Annotated in this window: 22 protein-coding genes, 1 pseudogene and 1 riboswitch; of the genes and pseudogenes, 12 read left to right on the plus strand and 11 right to left on the minus strand. The window is 74.2% G+C overall.

The window, feature by feature from the left end:
- Positions 1 to 65: 65 nt before the first annotated feature.
- From CXR04_RS27860 to CXR04_RS27870, 3 genes are all read left to right on the plus strand, one after another.
- Positions 66 to 518 carry a DUF5304 family protein gene (locus CXR04_RS27860; protein WP_101424987.1) on the plus strand — a complete coding sequence of 151 codons (453 nt, stop codon included), beginning with the start codon at positions 66 to 68 and terminating at the stop codon, positions 516 to 518.
- 73 nt (positions 519 to 591) lie between these two features.
- Positions 592 to 1,533 (plus strand): ROK family glucokinase, encoded by a 942-nt coding sequence (locus CXR04_RS27865; protein ID WP_101424988.1) that lies wholly within the window; start codon positions 592 to 594, stop codon positions 1,531 to 1,533.
- A 163-nt stretch (positions 1,534 to 1,696) separates the two neighbouring features.
- Positions 1,697 to 2,470, plus strand: coding sequence for an endonuclease/exonuclease/phosphatase family protein (locus CXR04_RS27870; RefSeq protein ID WP_101424989.1), 774 nt, complete (start codon positions 1,697 to 1,699; stop codon positions 2,468 to 2,470).
- On the opposite strand, the gene CXR04_RS27875 is transcribed toward CXR04_RS27870, so the two are convergent.
- The 4 genes from CXR04_RS27875 to CXR04_RS27890 form a co-directional block, all read right to left on the minus strand.
- Positions 2,454 to 3,485, minus strand: a complete 1,032-nt coding sequence (locus CXR04_RS27875) for a CU044_5270 family protein (protein WP_101424990.1) — start codon at positions 3,483 to 3,485, stop codon at positions 2,454 to 2,456. The genes CXR04_RS27870 and CXR04_RS27875 overlap by 17 nt on opposite strands.
- On the minus strand, positions 3,478 to 4,122 hold the full coding sequence (locus tag CXR04_RS27880) for an RNA polymerase sigma factor (protein WP_234380534.1): 645 nt from the start codon (positions 4,120 to 4,122) through the stop codon (positions 3,478 to 3,480). Before CXR04_RS27880 ends, CXR04_RS27875 begins: the two co-directional genes overlap by 8 nt.
- 112 nt (positions 4,123 to 4,234) lie before the next feature.
- Entirely contained in the window at positions 4,235 to 4,921 is a 687-nt protein-coding gene (locus tag CXR04_RS27885; protein ID WP_101424991.1) for a hypothetical protein, read from the minus strand.
- Positions 4,908 to 5,705, minus strand: a complete 798-nt coding sequence (locus CXR04_RS27890) for an alpha/beta hydrolase (RefSeq protein WP_101424992.1) — start codon at positions 5,703 to 5,705, stop codon at positions 4,908 to 4,910. The genes CXR04_RS27885 and CXR04_RS27890 overlap by 14 nt, the downstream gene beginning before the upstream one ends.
- A 199-nt stretch (positions 5,706 to 5,904) precedes the next feature.
- On the opposite strand from CXR04_RS27890, the gene CXR04_RS27895 reads away from it, so the two are divergent.
- The 4 genes from CXR04_RS27895 (at position 5,905) to CXR04_RS27910 (ending at position 10,097) form a co-directional block, all read left to right on the plus strand.
- Entirely contained in the window at positions 5,905 to 6,672 is a 768-nt protein-coding gene (locus CXR04_RS27895) for a lysophospholipid acyltransferase family protein (RefSeq protein ID WP_101424993.1), read from the plus strand.
- A gap of 36 nt (positions 6,673 to 6,708) precedes the next feature.
- Positions 6,709 to 7,932 (plus strand): MacS family sensor histidine kinase, encoded by a 1,224-nt coding sequence (macS, locus tag CXR04_RS27900; RefSeq protein ID WP_101424994.1) that lies wholly within the window; start codon positions 6,709 to 6,711, stop codon positions 7,930 to 7,932.
- Between the two features lie 334 nt (positions 7,933 to 8,266).
- Positions 8,267 to 8,911: a response regulator gene (locus tag CXR04_RS27905; RefSeq protein WP_101424995.1), complete on the plus strand. Its 645-nt coding sequence runs from the start codon at positions 8,267 to 8,269 to the stop codon at positions 8,909 to 8,911.
- A gap of 157 nt (positions 8,912 to 9,068) precedes the next feature.
- Positions 9,069 to 10,097, plus strand: coding sequence for a 6-phosphofructokinase (locus CXR04_RS27910; protein WP_101424996.1), 1,029 nt, complete (start codon positions 9,069 to 9,071; stop codon positions 10,095 to 10,097).
- A 54-nt stretch (positions 10,098 to 10,151) separates the two neighbouring features.
- On the opposite strand, the gene CXR04_RS27915 is transcribed toward CXR04_RS27910, so the two are convergent.
- On the minus strand, positions 10,152 to 12,050 hold the full coding sequence (locus CXR04_RS27915; RefSeq protein ID WP_234380825.1) for an anthranilate synthase family protein: 1,899 nt from the start codon (positions 12,048 to 12,050) through the stop codon (positions 10,152 to 10,154).
- Positions 12,051 to 12,422: 372 nt separating this feature from the next.
- On the opposite strand from CXR04_RS27915, the gene CXR04_RS27925 reads away from it, so the two are divergent.
- Together CXR04_RS27925 and CXR04_RS27930 are read left to right on the plus strand one after the other, a co-directional pair.
- Complete coding sequence (locus CXR04_RS27925) at positions 12,423 to 13,784, plus strand: class II 3-deoxy-7-phosphoheptulonate synthase (protein ID WP_101424997.1); 1,362 nt, start codon at positions 12,423 to 12,425, stop codon at positions 13,782 to 13,784.
- A gap of 108 nt (positions 13,785 to 13,892) precedes the next feature.
- A pseudogene (locus CXR04_RS27930) lies at positions 13,893 to 14,180 on the plus strand ((2Fe-2S)-binding protein); the annotation flags it as partial.
- A 124-nt stretch (positions 14,181 to 14,304) separates the two neighbouring features.
- Here the strand turns inward: CXR04_RS27930 and bfr are convergent.
- On the minus strand, positions 14,305 to 14,781 hold the full coding sequence (gene bfr / locus CXR04_RS27935) for a bacterioferritin (RefSeq protein ID WP_101424999.1): 477 nt from the start codon (positions 14,779 to 14,781) through the stop codon (positions 14,305 to 14,307).
- A gap of 158 nt (positions 14,782 to 14,939) precedes the next feature.
- Between bfr and CXR04_RS27940 the strand changes: the two genes are divergently transcribed.
- Positions 14,940 to 15,554 carry a sulfite oxidase-like oxidoreductase gene (locus CXR04_RS27940; protein ID WP_101425000.1) on the plus strand — a complete coding sequence of 205 codons (615 nt, stop codon included), beginning with the start codon at positions 14,940 to 14,942 and terminating at the stop codon, positions 15,552 to 15,554.
- Positions 15,555 to 15,818: 264 nt separating this feature from the next.
- Here the strand turns inward: CXR04_RS27940 and CXR04_RS27945 are convergent, their stop codons facing one another.
- From CXR04_RS27945 to thiO, 5 genes are all read right to left on the minus strand, one after another.
- Positions 15,819 to 16,745 (minus strand): deoxyribonuclease IV, encoded by a 927-nt coding sequence (locus CXR04_RS27945; RefSeq protein ID WP_101425001.1) that lies wholly within the window; start codon positions 16,743 to 16,745, stop codon positions 15,819 to 15,821.
- 1 nt (position 16,746) lies between these two features.
- Positions 16,747 to 18,660 carry a Stk1 family PASTA domain-containing Ser/Thr kinase gene (gene pknB / locus CXR04_RS27950; RefSeq protein WP_101425002.1) on the minus strand — a complete coding sequence of 638 codons (1,914 nt, stop codon included), beginning with the start codon at positions 18,658 to 18,660 and terminating at the stop codon, positions 16,747 to 16,749.
- Between the two features lie 144 nt (positions 18,661 to 18,804).
- Positions 18,805 to 19,677 carry a thiazole synthase gene (locus CXR04_RS27955; protein ID WP_101425003.1) on the minus strand — a complete coding sequence of 291 codons (873 nt, stop codon included), beginning with the start codon at positions 19,675 to 19,677 and terminating at the stop codon, positions 18,805 to 18,807.
- Positions 19,678 to 19,682: 5 nt separating this feature from the next.
- A complete protein-coding gene (gene thiS, locus CXR04_RS27960; RefSeq protein WP_101425004.1) occupies positions 19,683 to 19,943 on the minus strand; it encodes a sulfur carrier protein ThiS in 261 nt (86 codons plus the stop codon).
- The gene (gene thiO / locus CXR04_RS27965; protein ID WP_101425005.1) at positions 19,940 to 21,208 is read right to left on the minus strand and encodes a glycine oxidase ThiO; all 1,269 of its coding nucleotides are present in this window, start codon (positions 21,206 to 21,208) and stop codon (positions 19,940 to 19,942) included. Before thiO ends, thiS begins: the two co-directional genes overlap by 4 nt.
- A riboswitch (TPP riboswitch) is annotated at positions 21,207 to 21,317 on the minus strand. Its footprint overlaps the gene before it by 2 nt.
- A gap of 88 nt (positions 21,318 to 21,405) precedes the next feature.
- Between thiO and CXR04_RS27970 the strand changes: the two genes are divergently transcribed.
- Complete coding sequence (locus CXR04_RS27970; protein ID WP_101425006.1) at positions 21,406 to 22,704, plus strand: NAD(P)/FAD-dependent oxidoreductase; 1,299 nt, start codon at positions 21,406 to 21,408, stop codon at positions 22,702 to 22,704.
- A 122-nt stretch (positions 22,705 to 22,826) separates the two neighbouring features.
- A complete protein-coding gene (locus tag CXR04_RS27975; RefSeq protein ID WP_101425007.1) occupies positions 22,827 to 23,192 on the plus strand; it encodes an Rv2175c family DNA-binding protein in 366 nt (121 codons plus the stop codon).
- Positions 23,193 to 23,253: the final 61 nt, after the last annotated feature.

Here is a 23,253-nt window from a genome sequence, read left to right on the forward strand (position 1 = left end):
TCCCCGGGCACACAACCCTCTGCGCGGCAGTGAACGTGAAGTCCGCGGTCGGGTACCGTCGATGTATGAGTGATGCCATCGAGCGCCCTGAACCCGGTGCGGCGTCCACCGTCCCGGACCCGGACGCGTGGGCCCAGGCGTGTGCCGAGGACTTCGCTGCCGAGCAGGCCCGGCGGCGCGCGGTCTACGGGCCCGAGCCCGTCAGCGCCGCCGAAGAGCTGCGCCGCTTCTTCGACTCCCTCTCCGACAAGGTCTCCGAACTCCGCGCCCCCGGCGCGACCGGCGGTACCGCCGCCGTCGCGCAGACCGCCGCGCAGCAGTTCGCGAAGCAGTTCCTCGCCTCCGTGAAGACCGTCGTCGAGCCTGTCGTGGAGCGCAATCCGCAGATCTTCGACCACCTCGCCACCGCCGGCACGGAGATCGCCGCCGCCTACCGCGCCGCAGTTCAGCGGCAGGAAGCCGACTGGTCGCGGGACGACGAACCCCCCAGCAGCCCCAAGCAGATCGACCTCGACTGACGGCCGGGCCCCGCGCCGCCTCCGGTAATGTGAGGAGGCGCAGCGGGGTTCGAACCGAATAACCGAGGGAGACATGGGACTCACCATCGGCGTCGACATCGGCGGCACCAAGATTGCGGCCGGTGTGGTCGACGAAGAGGGCTCGATCATCCGGACGAGCACGGTACCGACCCCCGAAACACCCGAAGGCGTCGTGGACGCTATCTGCGCGGTGGTCCAGGAGGTCACGTCCGTCGCTCCCGCAGAGGCCGTCGGCATCGGCGCCGCCGGGTACGTGGACGACAAGCGCGCCACCGTGCTCTTCGCCCCGAACGTCAACTGGCGCCATGAGGCGCTCAAGGACAAGGTCGAGCAGCGCATCGGCCTGCCCGTCGTGGTCGAGAACGACGCCAACGCCGCCGCCTGGGGCGAGTATCGCTTCGGCGCAGGACAGGGCCACGACGACGTCGTCTGCATCACCCTGGGCACCGGCCTCGGCGGCGGCGTGATCATCGGCGGCCGGCTGCACCGCGGCCGCTTCGGCGTGGCCGCGGAGTTCGGTCATATCCGCGTCGTGCCCGACGGGTTGCTGTGCGGCTGCGGCAGCCAGGGCTGCTGGGAGCAGTACGCCTCCGGCCGCGCCCTCGTGCGGTACGCGCACCAGCGGGCCGCCGCCACCCCCGAGTCCGCCGAGATACTGCTCGGCCTCGGCGACGGCACGCCCGAGGGCGTCCAGGGGCGGCACGTCAGCGAGGCGGCCCGGCGGGGCGACCCGGTGGCGGTCGACTCGTTCCGGGAGCTGGCCCGTTGGGCGGGCGCGGGGCTCGCGGACCTGGCGTCGCTCTTCGACCCGTCGGCGTTCATCGTCGGCGGCGGCGTCTCGGACGAGGGCGACCTCGTCCTCGACCCGATCCGCAAGTCGTTCCGGCGCTGGCTCGTCGGCAGCCAGTGGCGCCCGCACGCGCAGGTGCTCGCCGCCCAACTCGGCGGCCGTGCCGGCCTCGTCGGCGCCGCCGACCTGGCCCGCCAGGGCTGAGGCCGGGCCGGCGCGGATGAGGTGACGGCCCGCGTGCCGGACGGTGCGAGCACCCGAAGGCACGAGGGCCCACGGCCTCCGGTACGGAACGGTCCCCGGCTTCCGCGACGCCCCGGCCCGCGGCGGCCGCCCCTCACCGCCGTACCCCGGTAGTCTCACCCCCGTGCTGCTGCCCGATCTCCCCGCCTCGCGCACCGAGCCGGACGGCTCCGCCGTCGTCAGGCTGCTCAGCTACAACATCCGCTCCATGCGCGACGACAACGCCGCCCTCGCCCGGGTGATCCGCGCCTGCGCCCCCGACGTCGTCTGCATCCAGGAAGCGCCCCGCTTCTTCCGCTGGCGCAAGAAGGCCGCCCGGCTCGCCCGCGCCACCGGCCTGCTGTACGTCACCGGCGGCGCCACCAGCGCCGGGCCCATGCTCCTCGCCGGTCTGCGCGCGCATGTGGAGCGCACCGACGAGACCCTGCTGCCCCGCACCCGCGGCCTGCACCAGCGCGGTCTGGCGACGGCGGTGCTGCGGTTCGGCGATGCCCGGCTGGCCGTCGTCAGCACGCACCTGAGCCTCGCCAAGGCCGAGCGCTACGAGCAGGCCGGGCTGGTGCTCGCGCACGTTCGCGCGCTCGGCGAGCCGCACGTCGCGGTCGCCGGGGACCTCAACGAGCGCCCCAAGGGCCCGGCGTTCCGCCGGCTGGCCGCGGAGTTGCAGGACGGCTGGGTCGTCAGCCCCTGGGGCGGGAAGCGCACCTCCACCGCGCTCAACCCGCGCAAGCGCATCGACGCCGTGCTCGCGACCGATGCGGTCGAGGTGCTGGGCTGCGGCGTCCCCGAGGGCCTGCCGGGTCTCTCCCCGGCCGACCTCCGCGTCGCCACCGACCACCTCCCCGTGCTGGCCGCGCTCCGCGTCCCGGCCTCCGGCCCGGCTACGGCCGCTTCTTGACCTCGTCCACGACGCCGTAGGTTTCGAGGTAGGAAAGCTGCGTGAACGTCCTGGCCTCGTTCGGGCCGGAGAAGCGCCGCGAACGCATCCCCAGGTACTCGTAGCTGTCCGAGGCGAAAAGCAGGTACTCGGGCGAGCCTTGCGGATCCCGGTAGGTGATCGTGAGCGCGCCCCTGCCGTGGGCGTCCTCCGCCCCGTCCGCCACGAGCAGGCCCGGGGACTCCGCCACCGCCTCGAACACCGCGGGCAGCAGTCCGTCCGGCAGCACGGGTACCCAGGTGAGCAGGCCGCTGACGAAGAAGAACGACTGCTGCCATTCGTAGCCGCCGAAGTCACCGGCCGGGACCCGACGTCGCTCGCCGCCCTCGAAGGGAGAGCTGAGGAACTTCAGCAGTGCCCCGGGGTCGGTGGGGATCCCGGCGATCGTGCGCCAGTCCGTCGGCGGCCACAGCCCGACCAGCTCTTCCGCCTTCGCCCAACGGCCGCTGCGGCCGACGCTGAGCCACGACCGGCGCGACGAGTCCGCCGCGATCCAGCACTCCGGCGTGAACGTCACGGACTTCCCGGTGTCGTCCGCGGTCTCCCGGACGAACACCCGGGTGTAGACGTACTGGCCGCGGCGCGGCTCGACCGGGGCCCGCATGCGCTCCTTCTCCCGCTCCAGCCGTGCGGCCCGGCGCAGCACGTCGGCGCCGTCCGCGGCGGGGCCGGCGGCGCCGTCCCCGGCCAGCAGTGCGAACGGCCCGCCGACGGCCGCCGCCGTGGCACCGGCGGCGACGAGGCTCCGTACGACGGTACGGCGGGATGGCCCGCCCGCACCGGGCCCGCGGAGCGGGACCGGCGCGGGCCGCGCCCGGGGCCGCAGGGGTACGGGGCCGGGCGCGCTCACCCGCTCCGCCCGGGACGGCTCGGCGCGGGCCGCCGCCAGCAGCCTCTCGCGGGCCGCCAGTCGGGCCGTCTCGCGCGGCGGCCGCGTACCCGCGTCCCAGTCCCGCAGCAGCTTCAGCTCATCCATGTCCGCGCTCCTTCCGCCCCTCGTCCGCATGGCCGGTCTCGGTGCCGGCGGCGGCGCGCACGCCGCCGCTGGCGCCCAGTTCCTTGCGTAACCGGCCGCGGGCCCGGTGCAGCCGGGAGCGCACCGTGCCCACGGGCACGTCGAGCGCCTGGGCCACCTCCTCGTACGCCAGGTCCGCCCACGCCACCAGCAGCAGGACGTCGCGCAGCGCGGGCGACAACCGGGCCAGCGCGGTGGCCAGTTCGCGGCGCACGCCGTCGGCCGTCGCGCGGGCGGCGACGCGGTCCGCGAGCGGCTCGTCGGTCTCGGCCGGGGCCGGCAGCCGGGAGAGCGCCCGGAACCGGCGGGCCTCCGCGCGCCGGTGCCGGCTCACCAGGTGGGTCGCGATGCCGAACAGCCACGGGCGCACGTCGCCGCGCTCCGGGTCGAACCGGTCGCGCAGCCGGAAGGCGGTCGTGAACGTCTCCGCCATGATGTCGTCGGCCGCCTCGTCGCCGAGCCGCCGGGCCGCGTAGCGGTGGACGTCGGTGGCGTACCGGTCGAAGACCGCGGCGAACGCCTCCGGCTCCGTACGGGACCTGGCGACGATCGACGCGTCGCCCTCCGGCTCCGTGTAAACGCCCGTCATGCCCCCCATCGAGCGCCTCCAGAACGTGGTGGACTCCGCCCGCAACCGGGCCTTGCACCACTACTTCGCCCGGGCGACCGAACGGGTTCCGTCACGGGGACGGGGGTGTCCCCGGGGCCGGCTAGACCACCGCGCCGCCGCCCGGCGGCTCGTCGTCATCGTCGCCCCCGGGGCGCATCCGCGCGACGAGCGTGGCGAAGCCGCCGAGGAAGCCGCCGATGCCGAGCACCGACGACCACCAGGTCATCGGCTGCTGGAAGATGAGCATCCCCAGCAGGAGCAGCGGGCCGCCGAGGACCGCGAGCCAGGCGAACTTGGTCGTCGTGTCGGCCTTCGGCAGCGGCGGCGGCTCCGGCGGTACGAAGTGGCCCTCGTCGGTCTCGTCGAGGTCGTCGTCCGACGCCTCGGCGGCCTCCCAGTCGCGCGGTCCCGTACCGGCGGAGAAGACGATGAAGCTCGCGCCGTCACCGCCCCCGGGGCCGCCGCTCTTCGCGCCGCCGTCCTTGGGGCCGTCGTCCTCGTCCGGGTCCGCCGGGCCCTCCGCGGTGGCGACACCGCCGGAGCCCGCGTCCGCCGGGCCGCCCTCCGCGCCGCCCGCCGGGCCCTCGTCCTCGGCCGCCGCGCGCGCCGCCCGCTCGTGCGGCGGCTCCACGGAGTCCTCGTCGAACGCCGCGACGATCTCCGCCCAGGCGGCCTCCTCGTCCAGCGGCGCGCCGCTGGACCCCGTCGGCTCCGCGCCCGCCGGCTCCGTCTCCGCTGGCCCGTCGCCCTGCTGCGGGTCCTCCCGGTCCGGGTTACGCTCCGCCACGAGCCCGGGCCTCCTTCCGCTGCTCGCTGCCGTCGGCCGGCGGGGTGAGCCGGCCGATGAAGTCGTCGGTGGCCGTGAAGATCCGTTCCGCGTCGTGGTCGAGCGTGGCGACGTGGTAGCTGTCCTCCAGCACGGTCTCCGTGACGTCCCGGGACGAGACGCGGCCGAGGATGCGGGCCGAGTCCACCGGCGAGACGACGTGGTCGACCCGGCTGTGCAGCACCAGCAGCGGCTGCGTCACCTGGGGCAGCTCGCCGTCGACGCGGGCGAGGAACTGCCGCAGCGAGTGCGCGGCGTGCAGGGGCACGCGGTCGTAGCCGGTCTCGGTCCTGCCCTCCTTGGCGATGTCGTCGATGACGCCGGGCGAGCTCCGTACCAGGAAACGGGCCGCGGGCAGGGCCTTCGGCAGCACCCCGTGCAGCTTGTTCAGCGGGTTGACCACGACCACGCCGGCGACCGCGTCCCCGTGCAGGGCGGCGAGCCGCAGCATCAGCGTGCCGCCCATGGACAGCCCGCACAGGAAGACCCGCGCGCACTGGTCGGACAGCTCGCGCAGCTCCCGGTCCACGGTCGCGTACCAGTCCTGCCAGCGGGTCACCTGGAGGTCCTGCCAGCGCGTGCCGTGCCCGGGGAGCAGCGGCATGGAGACCGTCAGGCCGCGGGCGGCGAGATGCTCGGCCCATGGCCGTACGGACTGGGGTGAGCCGGTGAAGCCGTGGCAGACCAGCACCCCGGTCTCGCCACCCGGCTGGCGGAACGGCTCGGCTCCGGGAAGGACCGGCATGGCGGGACTCCGATCGTGTCAGGCGGGCGGCGGATACGTGCCTGGCGCTGTCCTTGAGCGTACTGCCCCGTACGGACGGACGGCCCCCCGCGGACCCGGCGGGCGCCCCGTGCCGCCCGCGGGCGGCGCCCGCGCCCCCGGATACCGCTCTCCTACCAGGAGCGCTATGGTCACACGAGCGGATCGCAGGAGGCCCCGGTTGTTCTACAGCGCGATGAAGATGTCTCTCGGCAACAGCCTGAGGCTCGTCTTCCGTCCCTGGGTGGAAGGCATGGAGAACGTGCCGGAGACCGGTGCCGCGATCCTCGCGAGCAACCATCTGTCCTTCTCCGACTCGTTCTTCCTGCCCTCGATGCTGCACCGGAAGGTCACCTTCATCGCGAAGGCGGAGTACTTCACCACCCCGGGCGTGAAGGGCCGGCTGACGGCGGCCTTCTTCAAGGGCGTCGGGCAGTTGCCCGTCGACCGCTCCGGCAGCCGGGGCGCCGGCGAGGCGGCGATCAAGAGCGGCCTTGAGGTACTGGAGCGCGGCGAGCTGTTCGGCATCTACCCCGAGGGCACGCGCTCACCCGACGGCCGCCTCTACCGCGGCAAGCCCGGCGGCCTCGGCCGGCTGGCCCTGCTCAGCGGGGCGCCGGTGCTGCCGGTGGCGATGATCGACACGGAGAAGATCCAGCCGCCGGGGCAGGTGGTGCCCAAGGTCATGCGGCCGGGCATCCGGATCGGCAAGCCGCTGGACTTCACGCGCTACCAGGGCATGGAGCACGACAGGTTCATCCTGCGTTCGGTGACCGACGAGGTCATGTACGAGATCATGAAGCTCTCCGGCCAGGAGTACGTGGACGAGTACGCGACGGCGGCCAAGCGGCGGATGGCGGACGACGCCAAGCGGCGCAAGGCGGAGGAGAAGGCGGCCGAGAAGGCCGACGGCGGCTCCGGTGCCGGCGGGCGGCGCGACGCCGCCTAGCGCGGCGGTCCGCGTGCGGGAGGGAGAGTCGGGGCGATGGCCGGGCAGAGCAAGCGGCGGATGTCGGTGGAGCAGCCGCTGTGGCAGGCGCTGACGTACTTCCGGGTGCTGACGCTCGCGTACGCGGTGGCGCAGTTCGTACCCCGCCACGACGATGTCGCGCGGCCGGCGCTGGGCTGGGCGTACTTCGCGGTCCTCACGCTGTGGACGCTGGTCACCTTCCGCCGGGTCTCGTCGGCGGAGCGCTGCACGTACCCCTTCCTCGCGGCGGACATCACGCTCACGCTGACCGGCATCCTGCTGACGATCCCGGTGGAGACGCCGGCGCGCATCGACGACGGCGCGAGCACGCTGCCGTCGATCTGGGCGGCGGGCTCGGTGCTGGGCTTCGCGGTCAAGGGCGGCTGGCGCTGGGGCGCGGCGTCGTCGGCGGCGGTGGGGCTGTCGAACATCGTGCAGCGCGGCGAGGTCGTGCAGGACAACTTCCACAACATCGTGCTGCTGATGGTCGCGTCGACGGCGATCGGCTACATCGTGGAGGTCGCGCGGACCAGTGAGCGGACGCTGGCCCGGGCGCTGCAGATCGAGGCGGCCACGCGGGAGCGGGAGCGGCTGGCGCGCGACATCCACGACAGCGTGTTGCAGGTGCTGGCGCTGGTACAGCGCCGCGGGGCGGCGATCGGCGGTGAGGCGAAGGAACTGGGCCGGCTGGCGGGGGAGCAGGAGGCGGCGCTGCGGACGCTGGTGATGGGCGCGACGCTGCCGGGACAGCGGACGGCGCCGCCGGCGGAACGCTCCGCCGGTCCGGCGGGCGGGGTCCCTGAACCCGCAGGCCCGGAGGGGGAGGCGGAGGAGCTGTCCCTCAGGCTGCTCCTGCTGTCGCTGGGCGGCCCGGGTGTCTCGGTCGCGGAGCCGGGCACGCCGGTGGCACTGCCGGCGCACGCGGCCCGGGAGTTGGCGGCGGCGGTGGCGGCGGCGCTGGACAACGTACGGGCGCACGTGGGCGCGGAGGCGCGGGCGTGGGTGCTGCTGGAGGAGGAGCCGGACGGCACGGTGGTGGTGACCGTACGGGACGAGGGCCCCGGTATCCCCCGGGGCCGCCTGGCGGCGGCGGAGGCGGAGGGCCGCCTGGGGGTGGCCCAGTCCATCCGCGGCCGCCTGCGGGACCTGGGCGGCACGGCGGAGTGGGTCTCGACCCCGGGCCAGGGCACGGAAGTAGAACTCAGCCTCCCCCCACAGACCGCCCCCCTCCCCAGATGACCCCCGCGGCCGAAGGCGGCGAGACCCGACGGTTCCCCCTTCCGGGTACACCCCCGGCGGGCGCCTCCCGCCGAAGGCGGTGCCGCGCCGGTCGTGCCCGCCGCTCCGCCGCCCTCTCGTCCGCACGCCCCCGCCGGAGGCGTTACATGTCCATTCCCGCGTCCGCCCGCACGCTCTCACCTGCTCCGGAGCGCCGTCGTCCGTACGTCCCCGCGGGAGGCGATACGTGCCGAGGCGGGATACATGCGCCACCATGGTTCCCGGACGGTGTCCGTCCGGTAGTGGCAGGGAGGGAGTCGAGGTGGGCGGAGAAGGCAGCGGTGGGGTCCGGGTGATGGTCGTCGACGACCACCCCATGTGGCGTGATGCCGTGGCCCGGGACCTGGCGGCCGCCGGGTTCGACGTGGTGGCCACCGCCGGCGACGGGCCGCAGGCCGTGCGGCGGGCGCGCGCCGCCGCGCCGGACGTGCTCGTGCTGGATCTCAACCTGCCCGGGCTGCCCGGCGTGCAGGTCTGCAAGGAGGTCGTCGGCGCCCAGCCCGGCGTGCGGGTGCTCGTGCTCTCCGCCAGCGGCGAGCACGCCGACGTCCTCGAAGCCGTCAAGTGCGGCGCCACCGGCTACCTCGTGAAGTCCGCCAGCACCGAGGAGTTGACCGACGCCGTCCACCGGACCGCCCAGGGCGACCCGGTGTTCACCCCCGGCCTCGCCGGCCTCGTGCTCGGCGAGTACCGCCGGCTCGCCGGCGAGCCCGTCGCCGAGAACGCCGACGAGCCCGAGGTGCCCAAGCTCACCGACCGCGAGACCGAGGTGCTGCGCCTCGTCGCCAAGGGGCTCTCGTACAAGCAGATCGCCGAACGCCTGGTCATCTCCCACCGCACGGTCCAGAACCACGTGCAGAACACCCTCGGCAAGCTCCAGCTCCACAACCGCGTCGAGCTCGTCCGCTACGCCATCGAGCGCGGCCTCGACGACGACTGAGCCCGTCTCCCTCATACCCTCCCGGTCCCCCCTCCGGGTGAAGTCCGCCCCCTAATTGACAGGTTGGTGCGTGAATCCCGCTCGCTCCGTGTCGTGTGAGGTGGATCACCGTTAGCGTTGCTGCAGCGGGGTCACGACCGTCAGAAGGGAACCTGTGATGCGGGTAGGAGTACTGACCGGTGGCGGTGACTGCCCCGGGCTCAACGCGGTCATCCGGGCCGTCGTCCGCAAGGGCGTCCAGGAGTACGGGTACGAGTTCACCGGCTTCCGGGACGGCTGGCGCGGACCGCTGGAGGCCGACACCGTCACCCTGGACATCCCCGCCGTCCGCGGCATCCTGCCGCGCGGCGGAACGATCCTCGGGTCGTCGCGCACCAACCCCCTGAAGGTCGAGGGGGGCATCAAGCGCATCAAGGAGAACATGGCGAAGCTGGAGGTGGACTCCCTCATCGCCATCGGCGGCGAGGACACCCTCGGCGTCGCCCAGCGGCTCGCAGACGAGTACGGCATCAAGGTCATCGGCGTCCCGAAGACCATCGACAACGACCTCTCCGCCACCGACTACACCTTCGGCTTCGACACCGCGGTCAACATCGCGACCGAGGCCATCGACCGGCTGCACACCACGGCCGAGTCCCACATGCGCGTCCTCGTCGTCGAGGTGATGGGACGGCACGCCGGCTGGATCGCCCTGCACTCCGGGCTCGCCGGCGGCGCGAACGTGATCCTCATCCCCGAGCAGCGCTTCGACGTCGAGAAGGTCTGCGGCTGGGTGACCTCCCGCTTCAAGGCCAGCTACGCACCCATCGTGTGCGTGGCGGAGGGCGCGATGCCCAAGGACGGCGACATGGTGCTCAAGGACGAGTCCCTGGACGCCTTCGGCCACGTCCGGCTGTCGGGCGTCGGCGAGTGGCTTGCCAAGGAGATCGAGCGGCGCACCGGCAAGGAGGCCCGCACGACGGTCCTGGGGCACGTGCAGCGCGGCGGTACGCCCAGCGCGTACGACCGCTGGCTCGCCAGCCGTTTCGGGCTGCACGCGATCGAGGCCGTGCACGACGAGGACTGGGGCAAGATGGTCGCCCTCCAGGGCACGGACGTGGTGCGGGTGCCGCTCGCCGCCGCCACGGCGCGGATCAAGACCGTGGACCCGAAGCTGTACGAGGAGGTCGGCGTCTTCTTCGGCTGAGCCGCGGTGCGGGCCGGCGGCGGCCCGCACCGCGCCCGCCGCCGGCCCGCACCCTCAGCCCCGTACCAGCACCGCCGCCAGCAACTGCCGCACCAGCCGGTCGCCGTCCAGCGTCAGCACCGACTCCGGATGGAACTGCACCCCGGCGAAGCCGGGCCCGCGCAGCGCGTGCACGTCGCCGCTGCGCGGGTCGCGGCTCAGCTCGACGCCGCGCGCCGCCAGCGCGGCCGCGGCGGCGTCGTCGCAGCGCGCGGTGTACGTGCTGTAGAAGCCGGCCGTCTCCGGCCGGCCGAAGAAGTCGATCTCCTCCTGCGCCCCCTGGTACGGCACGTCCTTGCGGACCAGGGGCAACCCCAGCTCGGCGGCGAGGAGTTCGTGGCCCAGGCAGACGCCGAGCAGGCCGTGCCGGTGTCCCGCCAGCAGCTCGCCGGCCAGCCCGCGCAGGAAGCGCATCTTCGGGTCCGCGGTGTCCGCGGGGTCGCCGGGGCCCGGCCCGAGCACGACGGGCCCCTCGTGCGCCAGCGCTGCGTCCCGTACGCCGGGCGCGTCGAAGCGGCGTACGTCCACCTCCGCGCCGGACGCGCGCAGGACGTGCGCGAGCATCGCGGTGAACGTGTCCTCGCCGTCGACCACCAGCACCCGTCCGGGCACGGCTCCCGCCGCCGAAGGATCCTGCACCCGCTGCATGCGCAGCCAGAACGGCGACAGGTGCGTCCTGCGGGCCGCCAGCGCCGCCTGCACCTCCGGGTCCGCCGCGAAGCGCGGCCCGGCCCCGTCCGCGGGCCGCGGGGGCGCGGGCCGTACGCCGAGCGCGGCGAGCACCCCGGCGGCCTTGGCGTGAGTCTCGGCGACCTCGTCGGCCGGCCGGGAGCCGCGGACCAGCGTGGCGCCGACGGGCACCCGCAGCAGGCCGTCCGCGGCGATGTCGGCGGTGCGGATGAGGATGGGGGAGTCCAGGGTCTGCGCGCCGCCGGCGTCGCGGCCGAGGAGGGCGAGGGCGCCGGCGTAGTAGCCGCGGCCGCCCGCCTCGTAGCGCTCGATGACGCGGCAGGCGTTCTGCACGGGCGAGCCGGTCACCGTCGCGGCGAACATCGTCTCGCGCAGCACGTCGCGCGCGTCGAGCGCGGTGCGCCCGCGCAGTTCGTACTCGGTGTGCGCCAGGTGCGCCATCTCCTTCAGCCGCGGCCCGACGACCACGCCGCCCTCCCGCGCGACCGTGCACATCATCTTCAGCTCCTCGTCGACGACCATGGAGAGCTCCTCGATCTCCTTGGCGTCGTGCAGGAACGCGAGCAGTCCGCTTCTGCCGGGGCCGCCGGGCGGGTAGCGGTACGTGCCGCTGATGGGGTTCATCACGACGGTGCCGCCGGTCATCCGCACGTGCACCTCGGGGCTGGCGCCGACGAGGGTGCGCACGCCCGGGCGGTGCACGACGAAGGTCCAGTACGCGCCCTGCTCGCCGGCCAGCAGCCGGCGGAAGAGGGCGAGGGCGTCGGCGGCGCCGAAGCCGTCGACGCGGCCCTCGTAGGTGCGCCGGATGACGAAGTTGGCGCCCTCGCCGGTGCCGATCTCGTCGGCGAGTACGCGGCCGACGATGCCCGCGTACTCCTCGTCCGGCACGTCGAAGCCGCCGCCGTCGACGCGGACGCCGTGCGCGGGCAGGGCGTCGAGCAGCGCGGCGGCGGGCAGCTCGTGGACCTCGTCGGGGACGAGCACGGCCAGCGGCGTGCCGTCGTCGCGGACGTCGAAGCCGCGCTCGCGGATCTGCCGGTACGGCACGAGCGCGAGCGCGCCGACGGCGCCGGGCGCCGGGCTGTCGGGGATGTCCGCGAGCCGGTCCACTTCGTGGACGGCGCCGAGGAGGACCTCGACGGGCGCGTCGGGGCGGCCCGGGGTGCCGCGGCGGAGGACGGCGAACGGCGGCGCGCCGTCGGCCAGCAGCCGGCGGACCAGGGCGGCGGTATCCGGGGCGGCGTCCGGAGCCGGGTCCTGGGCGGCGGATCGGGGCTCGCCGTCCCCGTCCTCCGGCCGGTCCTGCGGGCGTGACCTGGGGGAATGCTGCACGGGTCGTTCCTTCCTGCGACAGAGGGACCGACCCGCGGAAACACCGAAGGCCGCCCCTCGGGCGGCCTTCGCGGAGTCTTCGTGGGTACGCGCGATTCAGGTGGCCGCCGGTCGGACGGGCCACCACCAGGTGCGGGCATCGAGCGCGTACATGGCGGAAACCCTAGCCCACCCCGGCGCGTCCGACCGTTCACTGTCTGCTCCGTCTCATCTGTCGGTCACCGGCCGGGACAGTGCGGGCGAACCCGTAATCTTGGATCCGTGACTGTCAACGCCGAACCCGCCACGAGCGCCGCCGGTATCCCCCAGACCTGGCGCGACCTGCCCGCGGCGCAGCAGCCCGACTGGCCGGACCCCGCGGCTCTGCGCGACGTGACCGCCGAGCTGCAGTCGTATCCGCCGCTGGTCTTCGCCGGCGAGTGTGACCAACTGCGTGACCAACTGGGCGCCGTCGCCCGGGGCGAGGCTTTCCTGCTCCAGGGCGGTGACTGCGCGGAGGCGTTCGACGCGGTCTCGGCCGAGCACATCAGGAACAAGCTGAAGACGCTGCTCCAGATGAGCGCCGTGCTCACGTACGCCGCGTCCGTCCCGGTCGTCAAGGTCGGCCGGATCGCCGGGCAGTACTCCAAGCCCCGCTCCAAGCCCACCGAGACCCGCGACGGCATCACCCTGCCCGTCTACCGGGGCGACTCCGTCAACGGCTTCGAGTTCACCCCCGAGTCCCGCACGCCGGACCCGCAGCGGCTGAAGCGGATGTACCACGCCTCGGCGGCCACGCTGAACCTGGTGCGCGCCTTCACCACCGGCGGCTACGCCCACCTGCGCCAGGTGCACGCCTGGAACCAGGACTTCGTCCGCTCGTCGCCCTCCGGCCAGCGGTACGAGGCGCTGGCGCGCGAGATCGACCGGGCGATGAGCTTCATGCACGCCTGCGGCGTGGACCCGGAGGAGTTCAAGACCGTCGAGTTCTTCTCGTCGCACGAGGCCCTGATCCTCGACTACGAGTCGGCGCTGACCCGCACCGACTCGCGCACCGGCGAGCTGTACGACGTCTCGGGGCACATGGTCTGGATCGGCGAGCGCACCCGGCAGCTCGACCACGCGCACATCGAGTTCGCCTCGCGGATCAGCAACCCCATCGGGGTCAAGCTGGGCCCGACGACCACCCCGGAGGAGGCGCTCGCGCTGATCGACCGCCTCGACCCCGAGCGGATCCCGGGCCGGCTGACGTTCGTCACCCGGATGGGCGCCGACAAGGTACGCGACCGGCTGCCCGCGCTGGTGGAGAAGGTCACGGCGTCCGGCGCCCAGGTGGCGTGGGTCTCCGACCCGATGCACGGCAACACCTTCGAGGCCGCCTCCGGCCACAAGACGCGCCGCTTCGACGACGTGCTGGACGAGGTCAAGGGCTTCTTCGAGGTCCACAAGTCGCTCGGCACCCACCCCGGCGGCATCCACGTGGAGCTGACCGGCGACGACGTGACCGAGTGCGTGGGCGGCGGGGACGAGATCTTCGTGGACGACCTGCACCAGCGCTACGAGACGGCGTGCGACCCGCGGCTCAACCGCAGCCAGTCGCTCGACCTGGCATTCCTGGTCGCCGAGATGTACCGGGACCAGTGAGCGGTCCCGCCGCGGCGTAACGCACGTCACGCCAGGGCGGCTCTTTCACGGGACCCTCGTGCCGGGTAAGGTTAGGGTTACCTAATCGTCTCGGCCCGGGGGTTCCGCGTGTTCGTGTGCTCGTGCTTCGGCATCACCGAGGAGCAGGTGCGCGCGCACGCCTCGGCCGGGCACTGCACGCCGCGCCAGATCGCCTCGGAGTGCAAGGCGGGCACGGACTGCGGCTCGTGCGTGCGCCGGATCCAGGCGCTGCTCGGCCGCGGTGCCGGCTGCGCCCGCCGGGAGCTGCTGGAGGGCAGGCAGCCGGCCGGCGAGGGCGCGGCACCGGTGGCGGCCGGGAGCCAGGCGATCGCCGGGAGCCGGGCGGCCTCGGAGAACGCGGTCACGGCCGACGCCCCGGCCACTGTCGACGCCGAGGTCACCGTCGATGCCGCGATCGCCCTCGAAGCCCCCGTGGAGGCCGCCGCCGGCGCCGCGCTGGTGCCCGAGGCCGCCTGACCCCGGCACGTACCCGGAGGGCTCAGTCCGGCTGCTCGATCTGCTGCGCGATGTAGAGCGCCTCGCCGAGCTTCTCGATCAGGTCGAGCTGGGTGTCGAGGTAGTCGATGTGGTGCTCCTCGTCCTCCAGGATCGCCTCGAAGATGTTCGCGGAGGTGATGTCGCTCTTGGCGCGCATCAGCTCGATCCCGCGGCGGAGCCGGTCGATCGCCTCCACCTCGATCTGCCGGTCGGCCTGGAACATCTCGGTGACCGTCTGCCCGACCCGGACGTGGAAGAGCCGCTGGTAGTTCGGCAGCCCCTCCAACAGCAGAATGCGGTCCGTCAGGATCTCCGCGTGCTTCATCTCGTCGAACGACTCGGACCGGGTGTACTTCGCCAGCTTCGTCCAGCCGAAGTTCTCCTGCATCTTCGCGTGCAGGAAGTACTGATTGATCGCCGTCAGCTCGGCCGTGAGCTGCTCGTTCAGGAATTCCAGCACCTCGGGGTCGCCCTGCATAGCCGGGACTCCTCTCCGCGTGGGTCGGGCAGGTCAGGGCGCATCCTCGCACCCGGGGCCCGGACGATCCAGTAAGTGCAGGCTTATCCGGGTTGCCGTCGTCCGGCCCTGCCCGCCCCCGGTCATGACCATGCGCAAGCGTCTGCCACCATGGGGTCATGGGTCAGTCGGAGCGCCACGAGGGGGACCTGCCTCCTGGCCAGCGGCTGCAGCGCGGCTGGCCCGTGACGCACTACGGCCCGGTGCCGCGGTTCAAGCCCGACCGCTGGGAGCTCCAGATCTTCGGGGCCACGGCGAACGGCGCGAAGCGCTCCCTCACGCACGACGAGTTCACGGCCCTGCCGTACGCGACCGTGGTCGGCGATCTGCACTGCGTGACGAAGTTCAGCATGCTCGGCGCCGAGTGGGGCGGGGTGCTGGCCCGTACGCTCCTGGCGCTCGCGCCGCCCGCGCCCGAGGTCACGCACGTGATGGTCTGGGCGGAGTACGGCTTCAGCTCCAACCTGCGTCTTGCCGACTTCGCCGACGAGCGGACGATCTTCGCCACGCACAAGGACGGCGAGCCGCTGACCGCGGAGCACGGCTTCCCGGTCCGGCTCGTGGTGCCGCACCTGTACGCGTGGAAGGGCCCCAAGTGGGTGCGGGGCGTGGAGTACATGACGGCCGACCGCCGCGGCTTCTGGGAGGAGCGCGGCTACCACAACGTCGGCGACCCGTGGCGCGAGCAGCGCTACTCGTACCAGGAGGAACCGGGCGACGGCCCGGACCTCTAGGGTCTGTCGTCGATCTCCCGTCTGCGGCTGGGGGTACCGCCCACGTGCGCGCAGCGCGCTGTGGGGGAGCCTGGCACGCACGCTTGCTGCGTTGTCGGATCGACCGGACAGGCCCACTGTGCGGTCGGCCCTCCGCCTTGCGATCGCACGCACCGGCCTCCCCCTACGCCCTGGGGGCGTGGGCGGTACCCCCTGCGCCGCCCGCCCTGCGGGCGAACGACGCGAGATCGACGACAGCCCCCAGCCCCGCCCCGCAGGCCCCCGCTACGGCCCCGCCGGCTCCCGCAGCTCCTTCAGCAGCGCGATGTCCGCCGCCGCCTTCGGCCCCTCCGGGCCGCCGCCGGGGGTCTCGATGATCAGCGGTACGCCGGCCATCGCCGGATGCCGGATCAGCTCGCGGAACGCCTCGGCGCCGATCTGCCCGGCCCCGATGTTCTCGTGCCGGTCCAGGCACGATCCCACCGCGGCCTTGGAGTCGTTCGCGTGCAGCAACCGCAGCCGCCCCGGGCCGGCCACCTCCACCAGCTCGTCCAGCACCTGCTTCGCGCCGCCGCTCGCCGCCAGGTCGTGGCCGGCGGCGAAGACGTGGCAGGTGTCGAGGCAGACGCCGAGCCGCGGGTGCCGGTCCAGCAGGTCCAGATAGGCGCCCAGCTCCGGCAGCCGGGAGCAGAGCGAGAAGCCCTGCCCCGCGGTCGGCTCCAGCAGCAGCTCGGGCGCGTCGGGGTCGTCGCCCAGCTCGTCGAGGAGCGGCAGGGTCAGCTCCCGTACCTGCGCGAGCGCGGTCTCGCGGGGCCGTCCGCCGGTCGCCGAGCCGGTGTGCACCACGACGCCGCGGGCGCCGATCGCCCGGCCGCGGCGCAGCGAGTGCCGCAGCGAGGTGACGGAGTTCGCCGCGGTCGCCGGGGTGTGCGAGCCGAGGTTGATCAGGTACGGGGCGTGCACGTACACCGGGATGCCGTCCTCGGCGCACCGGTTGCGGAACTCCTCGTCCTGCGCCGGATCGCCGGGCGGCGTGGCCCAGCCGCGGGCGTTGGCGACGAAGACCTGGACGGCCTCCGCGCCGATCTTGCGCGCGTGCGCCAGGCCCTTCGCGGCCAGCCCGCCGGCGACGGGCACATGGCTGCCGACGGGGTTGCGGGCGCGGGCGGCGGGCCGGTCGGAGCCTCGTTCAGGGGGCGTACGGGAGGACACGTCACCTGACCCAGAGGGTGATCTCGCTGCCACGCGGCGCCTCTTCCCCGTCGCCCGGGGACTGCCGCCAGACGGTGTCGCCGAAGAAGATCTGGTTCACGTCGGCGCGGAAGCCGGCGTCCTCCAGCGTCTGCTCGGCGTCGTCCACGCTCATGTCGACCACGTCCGGGACCTCCAGCAGCTCGGGGCCCTTGGAGATCGTCAGCGTGACCTTGTCGCCCCCGCCCAGCTCGGTGCCCGGCTCGGGCGAGGTCTCCGCGACGGTGCCGGCGTCCTCCTCCGAGTACACCGTCTCCGTGGCGACCTCGACCGTCAGGCCCTCCTCGCGCAGCTCCTCAGCGGCGTCGCTCTGGTCGTCGCCGACGACGTCCGGCACCTCGATCGGGGCGCCGCGGCTGACGACCATCGCCACCGCCCGGCCTGCCTTGATCTTCTCGCCGTCCTCGGGGTCCGTGCTGATCACGCGCCCGGCGGGCAGCTCCTCGCTGAACGCCTCCCGCGTCACGCCCGGCTTCAGCCCGGCGTCGCTCAGCTTGTCCTTGGCCTCGTCGAGCGGGACCGCGTACAGCTCGGGGATCTCGACCATCTCCGGGCCCTTGGAGAGCACGAGCGTCACGGAGTCGCCCTGGCGGATGCGGTGGCCGCCCTCGGGGTCGGTACGGATGACGAGGCCGGCCTTCACCGTGTCGCTGAAGTCCTCCTTGACGTCCGCGTCCAGGTCTTCGCCGGAGAGCATGCTCCGCGCCTCGGCCTCGGTCTTGCCGAGCACGAAGGGGACCTTGGTGAACTGCCCGGAGTTTATGTACCAGACGCCCGTGCCGACGCCGAGTACGAGCACCGCCGCCAGCAGCGCCAGCAGCCCGAGGCGCGGCTTGGGGCGGCCCGGCCGGGCCCGGTCGCCAGGCGCCGGCGGGCCCGGCGGGCGGCCGGCGGTGCCCGCCGGTGCCGCGGCGGGCGTCTCCAGCACGCTGGTGACGTTCAGCCGTTCCTGCGCCGGCGTGGCCGCCGGGCTCGGCACCACGGCCGTACGGTCCTCGGAGCCGATCCGCTCCTCGGCGACGGCCTGTGGCGGCACCGCGTCCAGCTCCTCGTCGGTGAGCTGCGCGCGGGCGCTCCGTACGGCCGACAGCAGCTCCACGGCGTCCGCGGGGCGCGCCTCGCTGCGGCGGGCGGCGGCGGTGGCGACCAGGTCGTCCAACTGCGCGGGCAGCCCGGGCACGGCGGCGGACGGCGGCTCGACGTCCTCGTGCAGGTGCTGGTAGAGCACGTGCGCGGCATGCTCGCCGGCGTGCGGCTTGGCGCCGGTGAGCATCTCGTAGAGCATCACGCCGCAGGCGTACACGTCGACCCGGGGGTCGGCGGCGCCGCGCTCGATCTGCTCGGGCGCCAGATACGACACGCTGCCGAGCACGGCGCCGGTGGAGGCGGTGGTGTTGGTGTTCACGGCGCGGACGAGCCCGAAGTCGGCGACCTTGACCCGGCCGTCGTCGCCGATGAGGACGTTCTCCGGCTTCATGTCGCGGTGCACGAAGCCGGCCCGGTGCGCGGCGCCGAGCGCGGCGAGCACGGGCTCCAGGATGTCCAGCGCGGCCCGCGGCTGGAGCGCGCCGCGGTCGTGCAGCACGTCACGCAGGGTGCAGCCCGGGACGTACTCCATGGCCAGGAAGACGTGCGGGCCGTCGGTGCCCTGGTCGTAGACGCCCACGACGTTCGGGTGGGCGAGACCGGCGACCGACTTGGCCTCCAGGATGAACCGCTGGACGAAGGAGGCGTCGGCGGCGAGCGACGGGTGCATGACCTTGACGGCGAGCACCCGGTCGAGCCGGGTGTCCAGCGCGCGGTAGACCGTGGCCATGCCGCCGGCGGCGATGCGCGCGTCGACGCGGTAGCGCCCGTCGAGCATCTGCCCGACCATGGGGTCTCCCCACCCTCCCGGCGGATGGGGGGACGGGTCCAGAGTCGTGTCCACGAACCGCAGTCTACGAGGTGAGGGACGCGTTCCCGTCACCGTTGTGCTGCAGTACGTTCCCGATGGCGTGCCGGTACGGGGCCGGGCAGTTCACGCGAACGCGGGCCGCTCCGGATCCGGCCCCGGGCCCTCGTCCCGGCTGCCCCCGGGGCTCAGCTCCGCGACGCCCGCCCCCGGGGAGGAGGCGCGCGCGAAGTGCCGGCGCGGGATGCGCCCGGCGCGCGCGGCGAGCCGGCCCGCGGCGATCGCGTACCGCATCGCCTCCGCCATCAGCACCGGCTCCTGCGCCCGCGTCACGGCGGACGCCAGCATCACCGCGTCGCAGCCCAGCTCCATCGCCAGGGCGGCGTCCGAGGCGGTGCCGGCGCCGGCGTCGAGGATGACGGGCACCCCGGCGGCCTCGGCGATGAGCTGGAAGTTGTGCGGGTTGCGGATGCCGAGTCCGGAGCCGATGGGGGAGCCCAGCGGCATCACGGCGGCGCAGCCGGCGTCCTCCAGCTTGCGGGCGAGCACGGGGTCGTCGTTCGTGTACGGGAGCACGGTGAAGCCGTCGTCGACGAGCGTCTCGGCGGCGGCCAGCAGCTCGACCGGGTCGGGCAGCAGGGTCCGCTCGTCAGCGATGACCTCCAGCTTCACCCAGTCCGTGCCGAGGGCCTCGCGGGCCAGCCGGGCGGTGAGCACGGCCTCGCCCGCGGTGTAGCAGCCGGCGGTGTTCGGCAGCACGCGGATGCCGTGGCGGCGCAGCACGTCGAGCACGGAGCCGTGCACGCCGGGGTCGACGCGGCGCATCGCGACGGTGGTCAGCTCGGTGCCGGAGGCGAGGAGGGCGCGCTCCATGACGTCGAGGCTGCTCGCGCCGCCGGTGCCCATGATGAGGCGGGAGGAGAAGCGGACGCCGGCGATGGTGAGCGGGTCCGCGCCGGTGAGGTCTGCGGGGACGGGGGCGGGGGCGGTGCTGGTCACGGTGGTCAGCCTCCCTGGACCGCGGTCAGGATCTCGACGCGGTCGCCGTCGCCGAGGGTGGTGGTGGGCCAGTCGCCGCGCGGCACGACGTCCTCGTTGACGGCGGCGGCGACGCCGCGGTGCGCGGCGGTGAGGGTGGCGACGAGGGCGCCGAGGGTGAGGCCCGCGGCGATCGCGCGGGGTGCGCCGTTGACGGTGATGGTCGGCGCGTCGGCGGGGGCGTCGGTTCGGGCTTCGGTACGGGTCTGCGTGGCGTCCTCGGTCATGCGTGCTGCCGCCCTTCGTGCTGCTGGTGCGTACGGCCGAACCGGGTGGCCGCGAACGGGCGGGCCACGTCGGGGAGTTCGCCGCCGGTGAGGACGGCGGCGAGCGCGTCGCCGGTGACGGGGGTGAGGAGCACCCCGTTGCGGTAGTGGCCGGTGGCCAGGTGCAGCCCCGCCAGCGCGGTGGGGCCCAGCAGCGGCGCGTTGTCGGGGGAGCCGGGGCGCAGCCCGGCGCCGGTCTCCACGAGCGGCAGCTCCGTCAGCCCGGGCAGCAGCTCGTGCGCGTCGCGCAGCAGCTCGTACACGCCGCCCGCGGTGACGGTGGTGTCCCAGCCCAGCTCCTCGCTGGTGGCGCCGACGACCAGCTCGCCGCTCTCCCGCGGCACCAGGTACACGCTGCTGCCGCGCACCACGGCCCGTACCGTACGGGACAGGAAAGGCGTTCCGGTGTCGGGCATCCGCAGCCGCAGCACCTGCCCCTTCACCGGCCGCACCGGCGGCCGTACCGCCTCCGGCACCCCCGCCAGGCTGCCGCTCCGGCTGCCCGCGGCGAGCACCGTCTGCCCGGCATCGACCCGCGTGCCGTCCGCCAGCTCCGCGCCCGCCGCCCGCTCGTCCGCGCCCGCGCCGGCGATCCGCAGCCGTACCGCGAGGCTGCGGTGGAAGGCGACCCCGGCCCGCTCGCAGGCGGTGACGAGCGCCGCCGTCAGCAGCCGCGGGTCGGTCTGGTGGTCGCCGTCGACGCGCAGCCCGCCGCGTACTCCGGGCGCGAGCATCGGCTCCAGCCGGCGGCACTCGCTGCCGCTGAGCCACTGCGCGGAGAGCCCCAGCCGCTGCTGGAAGCCGTGCAGTTCGCGCAGTTGGGCACGGTCGTCCGCGTCGAGCGCGACGGACAGCGCGCCGCAGCGGCGGTAGCCGATGTCCCGGCCGGACGCCTCCGCCAGCTCGGCGGCGAAGGCCGGATAGCGTTCCGCGGCGGCCAGGTTGAGCGCCAGCAGCGCTTCCTCGCCGTAGTGGAGTTCGGTCACGGCGGCGAGCATTCCGGCCGCGACCTGCGCGGCGCCGCCGCCGGGGGCCGGGTCGGCGACGGCGGTGGCCAGCCCGCGGCGCGCCGCCTGCCAGGCGGTGACCAGGCCGATGACGCCGCCGCCGACGACGAGGACGTCGTACGCGGCATCCGCCGTGCGCGGCGCGCCGGTTGGGCCCGCCGCGGGCGGCGCCTGGGGTGTCGTGGTGGGTTCCGTCGGGGGTGTGTCGCGTGGCTGCATGGGCGCGTTCGCCCCTCCCTTCGCCGGCATGACCCGGATCAGGTTCGTACGGTCGGGGGCCGCCAGCCCCCCTCTCAGCCCGGTGCGCCGGGCTCCCGCGAGTCTTCCCGGCCACCCTAACTCCGTACGCCCGGCTGCTGTAAGGGAGCCTCGCGAGCGGGGCCGGTGCGCGCGTGGGCCGACGGGTGCGGCATACAGTGATCGGTGTGACCGACGCCGAAGCCGACCGCGGCCCCGCCGACCGGGCCGCCAGCCGCCCCAGCCGTGCCGCGGACCCCGCCGCGGGCACCGTCGTCGTCGGCGCGGGGATGGCCGGCGTGCAGACCGCCGTGGCGCTGCGCGAGCAGGGATACACCGGCGCCGTCACTCTTGTCGGCGCGGAGCCGCACGACCCGTACGACCGGCCGCCGCTGTCGAAGGCGGTGCTGCTCGGCAAGGCGGAGGGCTCGGCGTTCGAGGTGGACTTCGCGGAGTACGGCATCGGGCTCCGGCTGGGGCTGCACGCCGACCGGTTGGACACCGCGGGGCAGGTGCTGGAGACCGACGCCGGGCCCGTCCCGTACGGGAACCTGGTGCTCGCCACCGGCGCGGCCCCCGTCCCGCTGCCCGGCGTCCCGGCTGGCGCCACGCCCGGCGTGCACCTGCTGCGCACCCTCGACGACGCGGCGCGGCTGCGCGCGGTGCTGGTGCGGCGCAGCCGGATCCTGGTTGTCGGCGCCGGCTGGATCGGCGCGGAGCTGACCACCGCGGCGCGCGAGCAGGGCTGCGAGGTGACGGTCGTGGAGGCCGCCGGGCATCCGCTGGCGGCGGCGCTGCCCGCGGCGGTCGCGGCGCCGATGGCCGCGTGGTACGAGGAGAGCGGTGCCCGGCTGCTGACGGGGCGCCGGGTCGAGCGCGTCGAGAGCGCCGGCGGGGGCGGCCCGGTCGCGGTGGTCCTCGACGACGGTACGGAGCTGACCACCGACGCCGTCGTCGTCGGCATCGGCGCCCATCCCACCACGGCCTGGCTCGCCGGCTCCGGCGTCGAGCTGGGCGGCGACGGGGCGGTGCGGGCCGACGAGCGGCTGCGTACGAACGTGCCCGGCGTCTGGGCCGTCGGCGACTGCGCGTCGTTCCCCTCCGCGCGCTACGGCGAGCGGCTGCTGATCCACCACTGGGACAACGCGCTGCAGGGCCCGACGACGGTCGCGGCGGACATCGCGGGCGCGCCGGGCGGGGTGTACGACCCGGTGCCGTACTTCTGGTCCGAGCAGTTCGGCCGCTTCGTGCAGTACGTCGGCCACCACACGGACGGCGACGAACTGCTCCGGCGCGGCGACCCGCACGGCTCCTCGTGGTCGGTGTGCTGGCTGCGCGCCGGCCGGCTGATCGCGCTGCTGGCCGTGGGCCGGCCGCGGGACCTCACCCAGGGGCGCAAGCTGATCCACGCCGGCGCCGCGCTGGACCGCGAGCGGGCCGCCGACGCGGCCGTACCGCTGAAATCGGCCGCGCTGTGACCGCACGCGGCGCGCCGCGGGCAGCGCCGGCATCCCCGCATCCGGGGATGCTTCGCGGTGATATGCCTCCCTTTGGCGCTGCCCTGTACCGGGAGGCGGTCCGAGATGGCAGGCTGGGGGGTGTGACCGAGATTGATGCGAAGATCGATGCTCTCGTCCCCTCCTGGCTCACCCTCCCCGACATCGCGGAGAACCTCGGCGTCGAGGTGACCCGCGTGCGGCAGTTGGTCAAGGAAGGCCAGTTGATCGCGGTGCGGCGGGGTGAGAACAACGCGCTGCACGTGCCCGCCGAGTTCATCGGCGAGGGGAAGGTCGTCAAGGGCCTCACCGGGACCCTGACGCTGCTCAAGGACGACGGCTTCAGCGACGCGGAGGCGCTGGAGTGGCTGTTCACCCCCGACCCCTCGCTTCCGGGGACTCCCGCGCAGGCGCTGCGCGAGAACCGCGGGACGGAGGTCAAGCGCAGGGCGCAGGCACTGGCTGTGTAACCTCGCGGGGCCGGGCGCGCAGCCGCGGGTCCGGCCCCGCGACCGTACGGGACCGTACGAG

Origin of the sequence: Streptomyces sp. CMB-StM0423 (assembly GCF_002847285.1) — a bacterium.
Lineage (GTDB): Bacteria > Actinomycetota > Actinomycetes > Streptomycetales > Streptomycetaceae > Streptomyces.